The organism is Neobacillus cucumis (assembly GCF_016908975.1).
Classification (GTDB): domain Bacteria; phylum Bacillota; class Bacilli; order Bacillales; family Cytobacillaceae; genus Neobacillus; species Neobacillus cucumis.
Map to the genome: position 1 here is coordinate 64,796 of NZ_JAFBEX010000019.1, position 14,613 is coordinate 79,408.

The window sequence follows — 14,613 nt, forward strand, 5'->3', positions numbered from 1 at the left end:
ATACCCATTAAGTTCTATAATTAACGCGGGTCTTTTCAAGTATTGAGGTTTAACCTTGTGAAAGAGGTATTATTCATTATGGTAGTTAAAAATACTTTCCTTTGCCAAAAGCTCCATCGTCATATCATCCATTGGTGGATTGTGCAATCCTGCCCTTACATCACGATAATATCGTTGAAGTGGATTCTGGATCGATAAGCTTTTTGCTCCTACAATTCTCATTGCCAAGTCTACAATTTCGATAGCAGCATTTGTAATGGTTAATTTAACGGCCCCTAAAGCTGGTAACATTTTTTCCCGCTCCTGTTCCCCAGCCGCATCCCATTGTTTTGCAACAGAATATAAGAAAGACTCCGCTTGCATCAATTTTAATTCCATTTCACCGATTTTTTGCCTTACGTTTGGCAGATCAATAATAGTGCCATTTATACTGTTTGGTGAATAATTCATCGCAAATTTTATCGCATATCTTTGTGCTGCCTTAGAAATTCCCAAATAGCAAGCAGGGATATGAAGGAGCCAGCCATTAGCCTTTCTATTTTTAGCATTAGGTCGTTCAACAAGATATGCTTCAGGAACAATAACATTTTGAAGTATTAAATCATGACTACCTGTTCCTCTTAATGCGATACTATCCCACGTTTCTTCTATTATTATCCCCTTTGTTTCTCTTGGGATCAAAAAATTAGCTATTTCATTGGTTTCATTAATAGTTGCATTGACAATAAAAAAATCCAATACAGGAGCCATCGTTGTAAAGGTTTTCCTTCCATTAATCACCCAGCCTTGACCTTCTTTGAATGCAGTGGTTTCGGGTCTTCCTCCTCGTGTTGGGCTCCCAGTTTTAGGCTCTGTCTGCGCACTATTTATCAAACTACCATTGTTTACCTTTTCACACAAAAACTTAAATATAGAATCATTCCATAAATTTTTCTCATGGAGATTCATGATGATCCCCATATGCCAGCCAATCGAAAGCGCTGTAGCACCGTCACCTTCCGCAATCATTTCTTGAAGGCGGACTAATTCATATAAGGAAATCCCCTGTCCTCCATATTTGGCAGGTATAGTTAATGTAGTATAACCTGTCGTTTTCAAATCATTAATATTTGCAAAAGGAAAGGATCCTTCTATATCGACTTGATGGGCCCTTAATGAAAATGTACGTGAAAGGGATTTCATCAATTTTAGTCTTTCTTCAATCGAATCGATTTGTGAGAAGTTCATTATATTCACTCCAGTCAATTTACCCTATTGTTGATTCTAATTTTATCACATCCTTCCAATAGGAGACGATAAATCAAGCTTATACTACCTTTTTAATATGGAAATGGTAAAAGGTATCTTAAAGGAAAATGTACTATTAAATTTAAAGTATATAATTATATTTCTTTGAAGTGTCGAACCTCACAGTATTCTTTATCATTGTGTTTTATAATCAAAAAGTAATCCAAGGCAGTTCTGACTAATGAAATACGATGACGGAACTCTCAACAGGGGGATGAAAATGAAACTAGCTACAAAACAATTATATATCCAAACTGGAAGTCTGGTCGTAGGGTTTATGATTTGGGTAATTATTTCTTCACTAATGCCATTTATTAAGGAAGATTTTCATTTAACTTCAACTGAAATTGCATGGGCAACAGCTGTTCCTGTTATTCTTGGCTCCATTTTAAGGGTTCCCATAGGTTATTGGACCAACAAATATGGAGCAAGAGTCTTATTTAGTTTAAGTCTTATCATTCTATTCTTACCTATTATGATTATTAGTTACGCTAATACTTTTTCAATGCTGATTATAGGTGGGTTTTTGCTTGGTTTAGGAGGTGCCATTTTTTCAGTGGGTGTTACTTCTTTACCAAAATATTATGATAAAACCAAGCACGGTTTAATTAACGGAATTTATGGAGCCGGAAATATCGGTACAGCCATTACGTCTTTTTTGGCCCCTGTAATCGCTAATACAGTTGGTTGGAGAAATACAGTAAGGGGCTATTTACTATTGGTAATACTATTTGTTATCATAAATCTTTTATTGGGTGACAAAAAAGAAACTAAAATAAATCATACCTTACCAGAGCAAATAAAAGGCGTTTATAAAAAACCTAAACTTTGGATTTTAAGCCTTTTTTATTTTATTACCTTTGGATCATTTGTGGCTTTTACAATTTATTTGCCTTCCTTCTTAGTTACCCAATTTGAATTAGATAAAATTGATGCAGGAATAAGAACAGCTGGATTTATTGCTCTTGCAACCTTTTTTCGACCAGTTGGCGGCTGGTTAAGCGATAAAATGAATCCATTTTTAATTCTTATGGCTGTTTTTTTCAGCTTAACTTTTGCAGGATTTTTATTATCATTTACACCTTCATTACCTATTTACTCGTTTGGATGTTTATTAGTTGCCTTTTTTGCAGGACTGGGTAATGGTACGATTTTCAAGTTAGTACCATTATATTTTTCAAAGCAAGCAGGAATTGTTAATGGGATTGTTTCAGCGATAGGTGGCCTTGGTGGTTTTTTTCCTCCACTTATTCTAACCATCCTCTTTAATTGGACTGGACACTATGCAATTGGCTTTATGTCTTTATCCGAATTTTCTTTAGTAAGTTTTGTAATTGTAATTTGGTTATTTTACCAAGAAAAACTGGAAATTTCTCGAAAAATTGTTAACCATACGATTGATGGTATTTGTATTACAGATGTTAATGGAAGCATACAAAATGTTAACCCTGCCTTTTCAAGAATTACTGGTTATGAATTGCAAGAGGTGATTGGTAAAACCCCTAGTGTTCTTCAATATGGCGAACATGACAACAATTTTTATAAAAATATGTGGGCTAGTTTGCTAAACAATGGGTATTGGGAAGGATTCATTTGGAATAAGCGCAAAAACAATGAAATTTATAAAGAATGGTTAACAATTACCGCCATTAAAGATGATGCCGGAGAAGTTAAAAATTATGTTGGAATCTTTTACGAAGTGAATGAAAAGGACAAAAAAAATAATATATTTACCGGAAATCCTCAAAATTGAGGATTTTTTTATTTAATTTTTACAACTTTTTGTCTAACAGAATGTGTTCACATTTCCTTCACTATTTTTGTGACGTACGTCACAAAAATGAGATTAGCATCTAGCTTATATTTATAACAACAAGAAGCACAAAGCTATTGAAAAACTATTAGGGGGAAAAACACATGGCCCGAATTAATTATTGGAACCCAGAAGACGAAAAATTTTGGAAAGCTGAGGGAAAAAAACACGCCCGTAGGAATTTATGGATCTCCGTCCCATCACTTATGTTGGCCTTTATTGTTTGGCAAATTTGGTCAGTCGTAGCCGTAAGACTCAACGATGTTGGCTTCCATTTTTCAGAGGAACAATTACTAACACTTGCAGCTATTCCTGGACTTGTAGGTGCCACACTTCGTTTTATTTATACTTTTGCAGTAGGATTTTTTGGAGGTAAGAACTGGACAGCTATCTCTACTGCTATCCTTGCCATCCCAGCTGTAGGAATTGGGTTTGCTGTTCAAAACCCAGATACACCGTATTCTGCCATGTTATTACTTGCGGCTCTTTGCGGTCTTGGCGGGGGGAACTTTTCATCATCATCAGCTAATATAAGCTTCTTTTTTCCGAAAAAAGAAAAAGGTACGGCTCTTGGTATTAATGGTGGTTTAGGTAATATGGGGGTATCAGTAGTACAATTTGTTACTCCATTAATAATAACTTCAGGAACTTTTGCTTTAGTTGGCGGTAAACAAGTTTTAGCATCTGGTCAAACATTGTGGTTACAAAATGCAGCCTTTATTTGGGTAATTCCCATTGTCGTTATGACTCTTCTTGCCATCTTTAAAATGGATAACGTTCCAGGGGCAAAGCAATCCCTCGCAGATCAATTTGTTATTGTAAAGCGTAAGCATACTTGGATTATGACTGTTCTATATGTAGCAACATTTGGATCATTTATTGGATACTCTGCGGCATTCCCGCTTCTTTTGAGGTCACAATTCCCAGAGCATCTTTCACTTGCTTTCCTTGGTGCTTTAGTTGCAGCAGCAGCTAGACCTGTTGGAGGCTGGATGGCAGATAAATTAGGTGGAGCAAAAGTGACTGCCTATGTATTGATTGTAATGGGTATTGGAGCAGCTGGAGTTATTTACTTCTTAAATGGAAAACAATTTTATGGCTTCTTATTCTCATTCTTAATTTTGTTCCTAGCATCAGGCATTGGTTCTGGGTCAACATTCCAAATGATTCCTAACATCTTTATTCCAAAAGAAGCTGCACCCGTTATTGGATTCTCAGCTGCCTTCGCAGCATATGGTTCATTCTTTATTCCAAAACTTTTTGGCTGGTCTATTAACGCAACAGGAACATATGTTACGGCTTTCTACTTCTTTATAGGTTTTTATGTCATCTCTTTCGTTCTAAACTGGTTCTTTTATCAAAGAAAAACTTCTGTCGCAAAAACAATGGTCAAACAAGCAAGTTAATATCAAGATTCACCAAAAAAACTGCCTATACTTTAGGCAGTTTTTTTGTTAATCAAGAATTTTTACACTTATCTCTTTTTTGCCAAATTTAAGTGCCTCTTGCTCTGAAGAAATAAATACATCAATTCGGTTGCCTTTTATTGCACCGCCTGTATCTGCGGCAGTTGCCACTCCATATCCTTCAACATATACTTTACTGCCCAGTGGAATAACAGATGGGTCTACAGCAATTACTTTGGCATTTGGATTCGCATTTAAGTCTACACCTGTTGCGGTTGTACCGGAACAGCCTTCACAAGAAGCAGTATAAGCTGTGGCCTTAACAGTAATCTCTTTCGAATTATTATCAGCTGGTTCAGTTGGTTTCGCTGTTGAAACAGGTTTCACAGGCTGAGCAACCGGTGCTGGTTTAGCAGGTTGTACAGTTGGCGCAGGCTTAGGTGACTGGGTTGTCGAATTTGTTTCCGGAGAAGTTACAACCGATTTTACGACAGGCTCTTCTAAATTACTTGCCTCCGTATTTTCCTCGTTGTTTTCTGTTGCCTGAGCATTTTTTACTTGATTCGTTAATTCATCGTATATAATTAGATTTAAGCCTGGATGAATCTGATCTGTATTTAATTTATTCCATTCTTTAATTTGTTTTACACTTACTTGAAACTTTAAAGCAATATCTCCAAGTGTATCATCCTGTTGAACTGTATATTGCTTTTCAGTTGCTATCGTTAATACATCTCCCGGATGAATAAGGTCAGTAGAAAGGTGATTCCAGTTTTGAATATTTTCTACAGATGTATTATGTACTTGTGATAAATCCCAAAGGGTATCCCCGTTTTGAACCGTTATTTCTGCGGCTTGTACATTAGCGCCAACAGTCCCTGAGAGTGCAGCGACTGCTAGAAATGCTTTTATTTTTTTCATCATTCTATTTACCTCCCATGTTCTCACGTTGCTAACTTGTTCTCATCATAACATGATTTTTTCCGAGAAAAAGAACAGTGGGATGTTAATTCATTTACAAGAATGGCAATTATATTACAATAGCATTTCTTTGAAAATAGAATTTTCAGCTAATTACCCTTGAAAAATAGTGCAGTATATTCATCATAGTCGATTTCAATCATTTATAGATTCTCAATTGTTAAAATTTTTAAAAGTAAATTTTTGGAAATAAAAAAAAACGAGAGTTTCCCCTCGTTTAAGCAATTTTAGCTGGTAATAGTATATTAAAGGTAGTCCCCTTATTGGGTTCACTCTCAACAAAGACTTTTCCATTATGACTTTCAATAATTTTAAAACTTACCATTAAACCTAAGCCATTACCATTTTTCTTTGTAGTAAAAAATGGTTCGCCCAGTTTCTTTAATTTTTCTTTCGGGATTCCAACACCTGAATCCTGAATGGAAATTTGAACATTATTATCATGAATGACAATTTTAACCTGCAAATCCCCACCATTTGGCATGGCCTCGATTCCATTTTTAATAAAGTTTAAAAACACTTGCTTTAACCGGTTTTCATCGCATTCAATTTGAATAATCTCTTTATCACAATCGAATAATAATCGAACATTCTTTTTTCTTGCTTCAAATTCAAGCAGAGAAACAACATTTCGAATAACTGGAACCACATTCTTTTCCTCTAATTCAACCGCTTTTGGTTTTGCTAATACCATAAAGTCCTCGACAATTGTATTGACCCGCTCAATCTCATCCAATATGATATTTAAAAATTCCATCCGCTCTGGATCTTTTTCATCTAACTGTAAGAATTCCGCATAACCTTTCATTGAAGTAAGCGGATTTCGTATTTCATGAGCAACTCCTGCTGCCAGTTGTCCTACCGCGGCAAGTTTATCTTGGCGATGTAGAACTTCCTCTGTTTTCTTTCGTTCTGTAATATCGTTTCGGATGGCTAAATATTGATATGGCCTTCCGTGTTCATTTAAAAATGGAACAATTGTAGTATCTACCCAATAATAAGTTCCGTCCTTCGCTTTATTCCTTAACTCGCCCTTCCAAACATGACCAGATCCTATTGTTTTCCATAAGTTCTTGAAGAATTCCTTAGAATGATAGCCAGAATTAAGTATCCGATGATCCTTACCAATTATTTCATCACGATCATATTTAGAAATTTCACAGAACTTATCATTTACACTAGTGATTTTCCCCTGGGCATCGGTAAAAGCAACTATAGAAGATTGGTCTAAGGCAAATTTTATATCCACATTTTCTTTAATTGTTTCTTTAAGATGCTCTTCTGCCTTCTTACGGTTAGAAATATCAGAACGAATTGCGATATATTGGAGAGGTTTTCCCTTTCTATCTAAAAATGGAACAATGGTCGTGTCAACCCAATAAAACGATCCATCCTTCGCTCTATTCCGAATCTCCCCGCGCCAAATTTTACCTTTCTGTATCGTTTTCCATAAATCACGAAAAAACTCTTTTGAATGATATCCGGAATTGAGGATTCGGTGGTTCTTGCCAATAATTTCTTCTTTTCTATATTTTGAAATTTCCTCAAATTTATCATTAACAAATGTGATAATCCCCTTTGGATCTGTAATGGCAACAATCGTTGAGGCATCCAGGGCTGCTGTAATATCCTTTAAGTTTGTATCCGTTGCGGCTAATTGTTTACTTATTAACATACTCGAAATAATCAGTCCGCCAATGATTAACACTGACACAAACAATACCAAAAATATAAAGAAGGCGTTGTCAGTCTGATTTTCTGTTACAGCCCCACTTGTGGTAATGGCTGCTCTTTTTAGTAGAAAATGTCCTTCTGCTATTGCTCCTGTTATAATTAAGGCACTTATTGGCTTTAACCATACTTGATTCCCTTGCGAATAACTTGAAGAAAAAAGAATCCATAATGAAAATAAAAAGGAGCCGAAAATTAATAATCCTGAAAAGATTAAGAGACCTATACGGTAATTAATGATTACATTCATGGCATATAAACCAATTACCTGTATGGCAATAACAGCAAGAGTTAAGAATAGGCTGCCAATTAGCAAATGATAAATTTTTATGGTTTTGCCAAAGAACCAGAGAAAAGCCATTCCTGTAAAAGCAATCCCAATAAACATAGACAAAATCGTTAAAGGAATATGATAGTTGGCAAACCGGTTAGTATTCGTCGAAATTAGAGCCATAAAATTCATTACCCATATTCCAACCCCCATGGATAATGTTCCACCTAAAAACAGCATTCTTTTACCCTGATTGGCAGTCCTAATTAAAGTAAACATATCCAAAGCTGTATATGATGACATAATCGTTAAACCGATGGCGATTATAATAAAATATGGATGAAAGGTTCCTAATATTGAACTCATTAACCCACATCCCCCCAATATCTACAATATATTTCTACTATGATTGTAAAGTAAATTAAAACGTTATGGAAGTACTAATTTCAGGCATAGTTTTATTTTAACCCCATTCCTTATCCTCAGTAAAAAGAATTACATAGATGGAAAATCCGTGATATTTGGCTTATTTTATTTTAAATATAAAAAATTTTCAAAAAAGTCTACACAAAAGGATATTTTTTGTTTATACTGTACTATAACAAGTAAATAAAACATAAACTGTATTAATAAAGGAGGAGTTTTAAATGTTAATGAGTCCAGTTGAATTTTTCCGCAGTCTACCAAAGAAAGAGTGCCCAGAATGTGGCCAACATATGGAGGAACAAGCAGAAAGCTACTTAATGGAATGTGATCGCTGTTTAGCAAAAAGAGAAGAATAATTACAGGGAACTCTCCAAGAAATTGGAGAGTTTTTTTATTCCTAAGTAAAATATTCCGTTTTGGTGAGAATTAGGTAGGCATAAACCATTTTCTTCAGGTAAAACTTTAAGACAAGGAGATGATGATTTGGCTGAGAAAAAGGATTATTTAACACCTGCTGATGAACAACAAATGACAATTAATAATGGAGCTGTTTTTCCTAATAAAAAAAACGTACCCGGAGATTCAGTCAATAAACATAAAATGATTGAAGAAGCAAACACCATTATTACTGGAGACGAAATCCGCCAACAAAATGAGAATCTATAAGGAATGGTAAACAAAATGAGTTATTTTAATTTAGAGAATGCAAAACCTGGTGATGAGGTTTATGTTATTTACCGCAACCCACATGTTCCTTCTGTTGCAAATGTAAAAGCAGCTGAAATTGTACAACATCCTAAGGACCCAAATTCATTAGCATTATTTCTCAATGACACCTTTCATGTAATTGAGGATGATGATGCTTTGTTTACATCTTCGGAATCTGCACATATGGCATATGAGGAACATTTCTTTGATTTTGGTGAAGAATAAAAGACTGTCCACTTTTTAGTGACAGTCTTTCTATAGAAAATTGATTTAGATTTTTGGGAGCTCTCTTATTTCTTGCAACATCTGATTGCCACACATTGGACAAAGCAGGTCATCAGCGACAAAATCCTTTCTCATCCATCCAATACATGCATCGTCCGAGCATGAGTAAACCTCAGTGTCAACGAGTATGGTTTCAATTTCTTCTTCTTTAGCCCTTTTACCGTAAAAAATGGGAACCGCCTCCTTTTTTACTAGTATGTACAAAAATGTCAGTTTTCATTGCTTTAAAATAATTCTTCTAAATAGGAGTGTTAAATAGAATGTCTTCTTCCCAGAAACGGTTTACCAAAGTCGGAACCGATATTGAAGAAGTAAAGCGATTAAATAGTCAATCTGGCTTAAGTTATAATGAAATTAAAATTCTTCTAGCTCAACAATATTTAAAACAAAAAAAATAAAGTTAGGGCTTCTTTGAGGCATTTAAAGTATCAGCAGCTGTACGAATAAAAATAACCAGATGTTTCAAAAAGTGTTAGTCTTTTGAGACAATCTGGTTTATATTCTTCACTTTAAAAATCATCATTGAAGACATTAGTTTGACCTTTACCGTTCAGATAATGAAATTAATTATATAAGGAATAATAAATGAGGTTAAAACTGCTGCAATACCCATCGCTGCCCCGGAAACGGCACCTTGAATCTCTCCCTCTTTCACAGCCTCTGAGGTCCCAATTCCATGGGAAATAGTACCCATAGCCAGACCTTGAGCAAAAGGATGATCAATCTTAAACCATTTACAAAGTTTGGCTCCAAACATGGCCCCCACCATTCCTGTAATGATTACATATGCCGCAATTAATGAAATATTTCCATGAATAATCCCACCTATCTCGATTGCAACCGGTACAGTAACAGACTTTACACTAAAGCCAAGAAGATAAAATTTTGATAGATGCAGAGATTTTGCCATAATAAGTGCTGCCGTAATGGTTGAAACACTGCCAATGAATATACCTGAAATTGCAGCTATGAAGTTTTTTAGGAATAATTCTCGATTTTTATAAATTGGCACTGCCAAAGAAACGGTAGCGGGACCGAGCAAATAGGTCATGATTGTTTTGGCCGGTGTATAGTCCTGATAAGATACCTTCGAAACACCCAGAATCATGATAATGATGACCGTACTTAAGAAAACTGGACTTGTTAAGGGAGTAGGATATTTTTTAGTGAGAAAACGTGAAAAACAATAGACTGAAACAGTAAGAACGATACTATAAAACGTGATCATGATATTTCACTTTTTCCTTTTCACTTTTCACAATGACAATTTGGGTTATCTTACCTGCTGCTATGATTCCAATAAACGCGCTGACAAAAAGGATGCTAAGTAAAATCCAGCCATTTACTTTAACGATATTTCCTAATGTCATCAAGCCAACAGAAATCGGAATAAAAAAGAAGCCAAGATGCCTTAATAGCCATCCTGCCGCCCACTCAATTTGTTCTACCTTAATTACTCCAGACCAGAGCAAGAACAATAACATCACAATCCCAAGAACATTCCCTGGAATTTGTAGGTGCAAGTATTTTACTGTAAAACTTCCTATCAGAAAGATGACTATTAGTATGGACAGTTGGAACAAAAATTTAGCTGATTTTTTCATAATAATCTATCATCTCCACCATTAATATTCAGATTTTTCCAACCATTCACAATACAGTATATAGGATTAGTCGCAATTCCGCATCCACTTTATTTCACAAAATATCCATATCTTTTTTAAAAAAACTTAATTATCTTAAATGTAGGAGGGGATCGTTTTGAAAAGGATTTACATTATTTGTAGTCTGGCTGTATTTTTGGGAATTGCTGGGGGAATCTCTTTTTTCCTTATTCGTGACGCCAATGCAGCAGTTCCAGCAAGCACTACTTTCATTACTCAGAGTGGGGACAGCTATCAGTTCGGGAAGGATCATACAAAGTTAAAACTAATTGAATTCATTTATACCCATTGTCCTGATGTCTGTCCAACTACTACTCAAAAAATGGTTGAATTAAAACAAGATCTATTGAAAAAAGGAGTCTATGGTAAAACAATAGAATTTGTTACGATTACAATCGATCCTTTTCGCGATACACCTGAGATTTTAAACGAATATAAACAAGGTTTTGGAATAAAAAATGATGATAACTGGATTTTTTTAACCGGGGAAAAACAAGAAATAAAGAACAACCAAAAACAGCTTCTTAAAATTGCAAATGCCTTACAATTTCAATTCAAAGATCCTGGGAATGGCCAATTCATTCATTCCACCTTTACCTATCTAATAAGTGAAGACAATAAATTTATTGCCAAGTTCCCTATGGGTAAAGAGTTTAATAAACAGGATGTATACGATAAAATAATGGAAAAAATAGAGTAATAAAAAAAGCGGTTAGTCCACTTGGATTAATCGCTTTTGCTGTTTAAACTTCAATGAAAGGTGAAGGAAATTATTTAATTTGCTGCAATATCAGTAGATAATTAGACTTTGGTTTGGTTAGACTCGCTTTAATACCAGCTTTTTTTAGTTTGTTCACGAGTTCAGTAAGCTGTTTTTTTGCCATACTTCTCACCCTCTTTAAAACTTCTTAATCCAATTCTACAACAAATTTATGAATAAAGTGTGAAATTGGAAAAATTTTTTTAGAAAATTTTTCTTTTAACTAAAATCGATTTGAAAGAATTCGCTCTTCTTCTAGAATAATGATATAATTAGTAGATATTTTTGTTTGGAGGATTACTACTATGATTACTGTAAGTAACGTAAGTTTAAGATATGGTGACCGAAAATTATTTGAAGATGTAAATATTAAATTTACACCTGGAAATTGTTACGGATTAATCGGGGCAAATGGGGCCGGTAAATCAACATTCCTAAAAATTTTATCAGGTGAAATTGAAGCACAAACAGGTACTGTTCAATTAGGACCAAATGAGCGTATGGCAGTGTTAAAACAGAACCACTTTGAATATGAAGAATATGAGGTTCTGAAAACCGTTATAATGGGTCATGCAAGACTCTATGAGGTTATGCAGGAGAAAGACGCGATTTATATGAAGGAAAATTTCACTGATGAAGATGGCATGAAAGCTGCCGAACTAGAAGGTGAATTTGCTGAACTAAACGGCTGGGAAGCTGAGCCTGAAGCAGCTATTCTTTTAAAAGGCCTTGGTATCGGTGAGGATCTTCATTATAAGAAAATGGCTGAATTAACCGGTTCTGAGAAGGTTAAGGTATTGCTAGCACAGGCATTGTTTGGCAGACCAGATGTCCTCCTTTTGGATGAGCCGACAAACCACTTGGATATCAAAGCCATTCAATGGCTAGAAGATTTCCTCATTAATTTTGAAAATACCGTAATTGTCGTATCCCATGACCGTCACTTCTTAAATAAGGTTTGTACACATATTGCGGACTTGGATTTTAGTAAAATCCAAATTTATGTTGGAAACTATGATTTCTGGTATGAATCTAGTCAATTAGCCTCAAGAATGGCTTCAGATGCAAACAAGAAAAAAGAAGAAAAAATTAAAGAACTTCAAAACTTTATCGCACGTTTTAGTGCAAATGCTTCTAAATCAAAGCAAGCAACATCTCGTAAAAAGTTATTAGATAAGATTACTCTCGACGATATTAAGCCATCTTCTCGCCGTTATCCATTTGTTGGATTTACACCTGAACGTGAAATTGGAAATGATTTACTAAGGGTTGAAGGGTTAACCAAAACCATCGATGGTGTTAAAGTTTTAGATAATGTAAGCTTCTTTATGAACAAAGGAGATAAAATCGCGCTGGTTGGGACAAATGAAGTCGCTAAAACTACATTCTTCAAAATATTAATGGGTGAAATGGAAGCAGACAGCGGTACATTTAAGTGGGGAATCACTACTTCTCAGGCTTATTTTCCAAAGGATAACTCCGAGTATTTTGAAAACAGCGATTTAACCCTTGTGGATTGGCTTCGTCAATTCTCACCAAAAGACGATAGTGAAAGCTTCTTAAGGGGATTTTTAGGAAGAATGTTATTTTCTGGTGAAGAAGTGTTGAAAAAAGCAAGTGTCCTGTCTGGTGGAGAAAAGGTTCGCTGTATGCTCTCTAAAATGATGCTCAATGGAGCCAATGTTCTTCTCTTAGATGAACCAACAAACCATTTAGACTTAGAATCCATCACGGCATTAAATAATGGATTAATTAATTTCAAAGGTTCTATGCTGTTTTCATCACATGACCATCAGTTTATTCAAACGATCGCTAATCGAATCTTTGAATTTACTCCAAAAGGCCTTGTTGATAAACAAATGACCTATGATGAGTATCTAGAAAATGATGAAATTCAAAAGCAAGTAGCGGAAATGTATCAATAAGCTGAGAGAGGATGTCAAACAATGACATCCTCTTTTTTTAAAAAATAAGAAAGAATAAATTTCGACTTTGAGAATTGTCCAGCTCCAGGCGCCATCGGCTCGAGGTCATAAGCATATTCAGTTGCGGCTCCTTGGGACTCAAGTCATAAGCCACCCCCTGAAGAAGGCAAAAAACGCCTTCTTGCAGGGTCCGTCTTATGCCTTCGTCCCAGAACAGTCGCCTCCACATTTAGATTAATCCGTCCAAAAGGTTAAAGAACAACCTTTCGGCCGGCTCGTCTTGTGCTTGTCGCCGAAATCTAAGCGCCTTGCGCTTTTCTTAATATCGTTTTTGTTTTTTTCTAGATGACGGTACTTCGATTGAACCCGTTTCTGTTTTGGTCGTACCTTGACCTTCAACTTGCGGGGAACTAAGGCCGATGGTGGACGGATCGGCTTTACCTTTTCTGCCTCTCGACATATCATACACCTCCCCTATTATCCTTTGGACAAAGAAGTCTGCTTATACGGAATATTTTCCAAAGCATAAGGCAAAATAATGTTGAGGAGGAGGTGTTTTGTATGGCAAAAGTTGGAGTAGAACAATCTCTTACAAATATTCAACAAGTTTTAAGGGAAAAAGGATATGACGTGGTTGAATTAAAGCAGGAGTCAGATGCACAAAACTGTGATTGCTGTGTGGTTACAGGTCTGGATTCAAACGTGATGGGAATGTCTGATACTATTACAAAGGGCTCTGTAATTGATGCAAATGGAATGTCTGCTGATGAAGTATGTCGTCAAGTAGAGAGCAGACTACAATAATTTTTCTAAAAGACTAAAGTAGTTTTACACTTTAGTCTTTTTTTGCTTTAATATTAACCTTAGGCTTTTGATTTGGTTCTTTATTTTTACGAGCGTTATGGTTCAGGTCCTTTTTTTCTTCTTGATCTATATTCGGTATAAATTCACTTCCGTAAGTTGCCCCAATATTTAATTTTCCTTTTAGCTCTTTGATTCCAAGCTGTCCAAAATTATTATTTAATTCATATTTATCTAAAATAATTTTTTCAATATTAATTTTTTCTATTATAATTGGCGGATCTTTAGTTTTTACTTCACTTTCTTTTAACCAATTTTGTTGGGAGGTTTGGAGTGATTTCTTCAACTCCTCTATATTCATTTCTAATGAAATCAATTTATTCTTTAATTCCTTTTCATAATCATTTTTCTTGAATATAAGGAATAAATCTTTAAATGACATATTTACAAACTCCCTCTATGTTTACCCTTTCTTCTATTTATATGGGATAAATCGAATAACATGTCCAAGAATATTTAGCGTAGCATAAAAATGAATCTTGTATTTATTTCTTT

General features: G+C 35.1%; 17 protein-coding genes. 9 read left to right on the forward strand and 8 right to left on the reverse strand.

Going from position 1 to position 14,613, the window contains the following annotated elements:
- Positions 1–69 precede the first annotated feature (69 nt).
- A complete protein-coding gene (locus tag JOC76_RS21950) occupies positions 70–1,227 on the reverse strand; it encodes an acyl-CoA dehydrogenase family protein (RefSeq protein ID WP_205180954.1) in 1,158 nt (385 codons plus the stop codon).
- 280 nt (positions 1,228–1,507) lie between these two features.
- On the opposite strand from JOC76_RS21950, the gene JOC76_RS21955 reads away from it, so the two are divergent.
- Positions 1,508–3,040 (forward strand): nitrate/nitrite transporter, encoded by a 1,533-nt coding sequence (locus JOC76_RS21955; protein WP_205180904.1) that lies wholly within the window; start codon positions 1,508–1,510, stop codon positions 3,038–3,040.
- Positions 3,041–3,204: 164 nt separating this feature from the next.
- Positions 3,205–4,506: a NarK family nitrate/nitrite MFS transporter gene (locus JOC76_RS21960; RefSeq protein WP_205180905.1), complete on the forward strand. Its 1,302-nt coding sequence runs from the start codon at positions 3,205–3,207 to the stop codon at positions 4,504–4,506.
- A 48-nt stretch (positions 4,507–4,554) separates the two neighbouring features.
- Here JOC76_RS21960 and JOC76_RS21965 read toward each other — a convergent pair whose 3' ends face one another.
- Entirely contained in the window at positions 4,555–5,430 is an 876-nt protein-coding gene (locus JOC76_RS21965) for a LysM peptidoglycan-binding and 3D domain-containing protein (protein ID WP_205180906.1), read from the reverse strand.
- A gap of 274 nt (positions 5,431–5,704) precedes the next feature.
- Complete coding sequence (locus JOC76_RS21970; RefSeq protein WP_205180907.1) at positions 5,705–7,855, reverse strand: PAS domain S-box protein; 2,151 nt, start codon at positions 7,853–7,855, stop codon at positions 5,705–5,707.
- 281 nt (positions 7,856–8,136) lie between these two features.
- Between JOC76_RS21970 and yhfH the strand changes: the two genes are divergently transcribed.
- From yhfH to JOC76_RS21985, 3 genes are all read left to right on the forward strand, one after another.
- Positions 8,137–8,271 (forward strand): protein YhfH, encoded by a 135-nt coding sequence (gene yhfH, locus JOC76_RS21975; RefSeq protein ID WP_205180908.1) that lies wholly within the window; start codon positions 8,137–8,139, stop codon positions 8,269–8,271.
- Between the two features lie 127 nt (positions 8,272–8,398).
- Complete coding sequence (locus JOC76_RS21980; RefSeq protein WP_205180957.1) at positions 8,399–8,581, forward strand: hypothetical protein; 183 nt, start codon at positions 8,399–8,401, stop codon at positions 8,579–8,581.
- Positions 8,582–8,596: 15 nt separating this feature from the next.
- Complete coding sequence (locus JOC76_RS21985; protein WP_205180909.1) at positions 8,597–8,848, forward strand: transcriptional regulator SplA domain-containing protein; 252 nt, start codon at positions 8,597–8,599, stop codon at positions 8,846–8,848.
- A gap of 45 nt (positions 8,849–8,893) precedes the next feature.
- Here the strand turns inward: JOC76_RS21985 and JOC76_RS21990 are convergent, their stop codons facing one another.
- Positions 8,894–9,112: a cold-inducible protein YdjO-related protein gene (locus JOC76_RS21990; RefSeq protein ID WP_239557887.1), complete on the reverse strand. Its 219-nt coding sequence runs from the start codon at positions 9,110–9,112 to the stop codon at positions 8,894–8,896.
- 56 nt (positions 9,113–9,168) lie between these two features.
- On the opposite strand from JOC76_RS21990, the gene JOC76_RS21995 reads away from it, so the two are divergent.
- Complete coding sequence (locus JOC76_RS21995; protein ID WP_205180910.1) at positions 9,169–9,306, forward strand: hypothetical protein; 138 nt, start codon at positions 9,169–9,171, stop codon at positions 9,304–9,306.
- Positions 9,307–9,458: 152 nt separating this feature from the next.
- Here JOC76_RS21995 and JOC76_RS22000 read toward each other — a convergent pair whose 3' ends face one another.
- On the reverse strand, positions 9,459–10,136 hold the full coding sequence (locus tag JOC76_RS22000; RefSeq protein ID WP_205180911.1) for an LrgB family protein: 678 nt from the start codon (positions 10,134–10,136) through the stop codon (positions 9,459–9,461).
- Positions 10,120–10,512, reverse strand: coding sequence for a CidA/LrgA family protein (locus tag JOC76_RS22005; RefSeq protein ID WP_205180912.1), 393 nt, complete (start codon positions 10,510–10,512; stop codon positions 10,120–10,122). The genes JOC76_RS22000 and JOC76_RS22005 overlap by 17 nt, the downstream gene beginning before the upstream one ends.
- Positions 10,513–10,669: 157 nt before the next feature.
- On the opposite strand from JOC76_RS22005, the gene JOC76_RS22010 reads away from it, so the two are divergent.
- Positions 10,670–11,272 carry an SCO family protein gene (locus JOC76_RS22010; RefSeq protein ID WP_205180913.1) on the forward strand — a complete coding sequence of 201 codons (603 nt, stop codon included), beginning with the start codon at positions 10,670–10,672 and terminating at the stop codon, positions 11,270–11,272.
- A gap of 365 nt (positions 11,273–11,637) precedes the next feature.
- On the forward strand, positions 11,638–13,257 hold the full coding sequence (locus JOC76_RS22015; RefSeq protein WP_205180914.1) for an ABC-F family ATP-binding cassette domain-containing protein: 1,620 nt from the start codon (positions 11,638–11,640) through the stop codon (positions 13,255–13,257).
- 319 nt (positions 13,258–13,576) lie between these two features.
- Here the strand turns inward: JOC76_RS22015 and JOC76_RS22020 are convergent, their stop codons facing one another.
- Entirely contained in the window at positions 13,577–13,717 is a 141-nt protein-coding gene (locus JOC76_RS22020; protein ID WP_205180915.1) for a YuzL family protein, read from the reverse strand.
- 101 nt (positions 13,718–13,818) lie between these two features.
- On the opposite strand from JOC76_RS22020, the gene JOC76_RS22025 reads away from it, so the two are divergent.
- Entirely contained in the window at positions 13,819–14,061 is a 243-nt protein-coding gene (locus tag JOC76_RS22025; RefSeq protein ID WP_205180916.1) for a YkuS family protein, read from the forward strand.
- Between the two features lie 31 nt (positions 14,062–14,092).
- Here the strand turns inward: JOC76_RS22025 and JOC76_RS22030 are convergent, their stop codons facing one another.
- Positions 14,093–14,500, reverse strand: coding sequence for a hypothetical protein (locus JOC76_RS22030; protein ID WP_205180917.1), 408 nt, complete (start codon positions 14,498–14,500; stop codon positions 14,093–14,095).
- Between the last annotated feature and the right edge of the window lie 113 nt (positions 14,501–14,613).

What these genes read in the sequence shown, in the direction of transcription:
- JOC76_RS21950 (WP_205180954.1), bottom strand. Translation starts at nt 1,227, where the DNA reads ATGAACTTCTCACAAATCGATTCGATTGAAGAAAGACTAAAATTGATG.
- JOC76_RS21955 (WP_205180904.1), top strand. Translation starts at nt 1,508, where the DNA reads ATGAAACTAGCTACAAAACAATTATATATCCAAACTGGAAGTCTGGTC.
- JOC76_RS21960 (WP_205180905.1), top strand. Translation starts at nt 3,205, where the DNA reads ATGGCCCGAATTAATTATTGGAACCCAGAAGACGAAAAATTTTGGAAA.
- JOC76_RS21965 (WP_205180906.1), bottom strand. Translation starts at nt 5,430, where the DNA reads ATGATGAAAAAAATAAAAGCATTTCTAGCAGTCGCTGCACTCTCAGGG.
- JOC76_RS21970 (WP_205180907.1), bottom strand. Translation starts at nt 7,855, where the DNA reads ATGAGTTCAATATTAGGAACCTTTCATCCATATTTTATTATAATCGCC.
- yhfH (WP_205180908.1), top strand. Translation starts at nt 8,137, where the DNA reads ATGTTAATGAGTCCAGTTGAATTTTTCCGCAGTCTACCAAAGAAAGAG.
- JOC76_RS21985 (WP_205180909.1), top strand. Translation starts at nt 8,597, where the DNA reads ATGAGTTATTTTAATTTAGAGAATGCAAAACCTGGTGATGAGGTTTAT.
- JOC76_RS21995 (WP_205180910.1), top strand. Translation starts at nt 9,169, where the DNA reads ATGTCTTCTTCCCAGAAACGGTTTACCAAAGTCGGAACCGATATTGAA.
- JOC76_RS22000 (WP_205180911.1), bottom strand. Translation starts at nt 10,136, where the DNA reads ATGATCACGTTTTATAGTATCGTTCTTACTGTTTCAGTCTATTGTTTT.
- JOC76_RS22005 (WP_205180912.1), bottom strand. Translation starts at nt 10,512, where the DNA reads ATGAAAAAATCAGCTAAATTTTTGTTCCAACTGTCCATACTAATAGTC.
- JOC76_RS22015 (WP_205180914.1), top strand. Translation starts at nt 11,638, where the DNA reads ATGATTACTGTAAGTAACGTAAGTTTAAGATATGGTGACCGAAAATTA.
- JOC76_RS22020 (WP_205180915.1), bottom strand. Translation starts at nt 13,717, where the DNA reads ATGTCGAGAGGCAGAAAAGGTAAAGCCGATCCGTCCACCATCGGCCTT.
- JOC76_RS22025 (WP_205180916.1), top strand. Translation starts at nt 13,819, where the DNA reads ATGGCAAAAGTTGGAGTAGAACAATCTCTTACAAATATTCAACAAGTT.
- JOC76_RS22030 (WP_205180917.1), bottom strand. Translation starts at nt 14,500, where the DNA reads ATGTCATTTAAAGATTTATTCCTTATATTCAAGAAAAATGATTATGAA.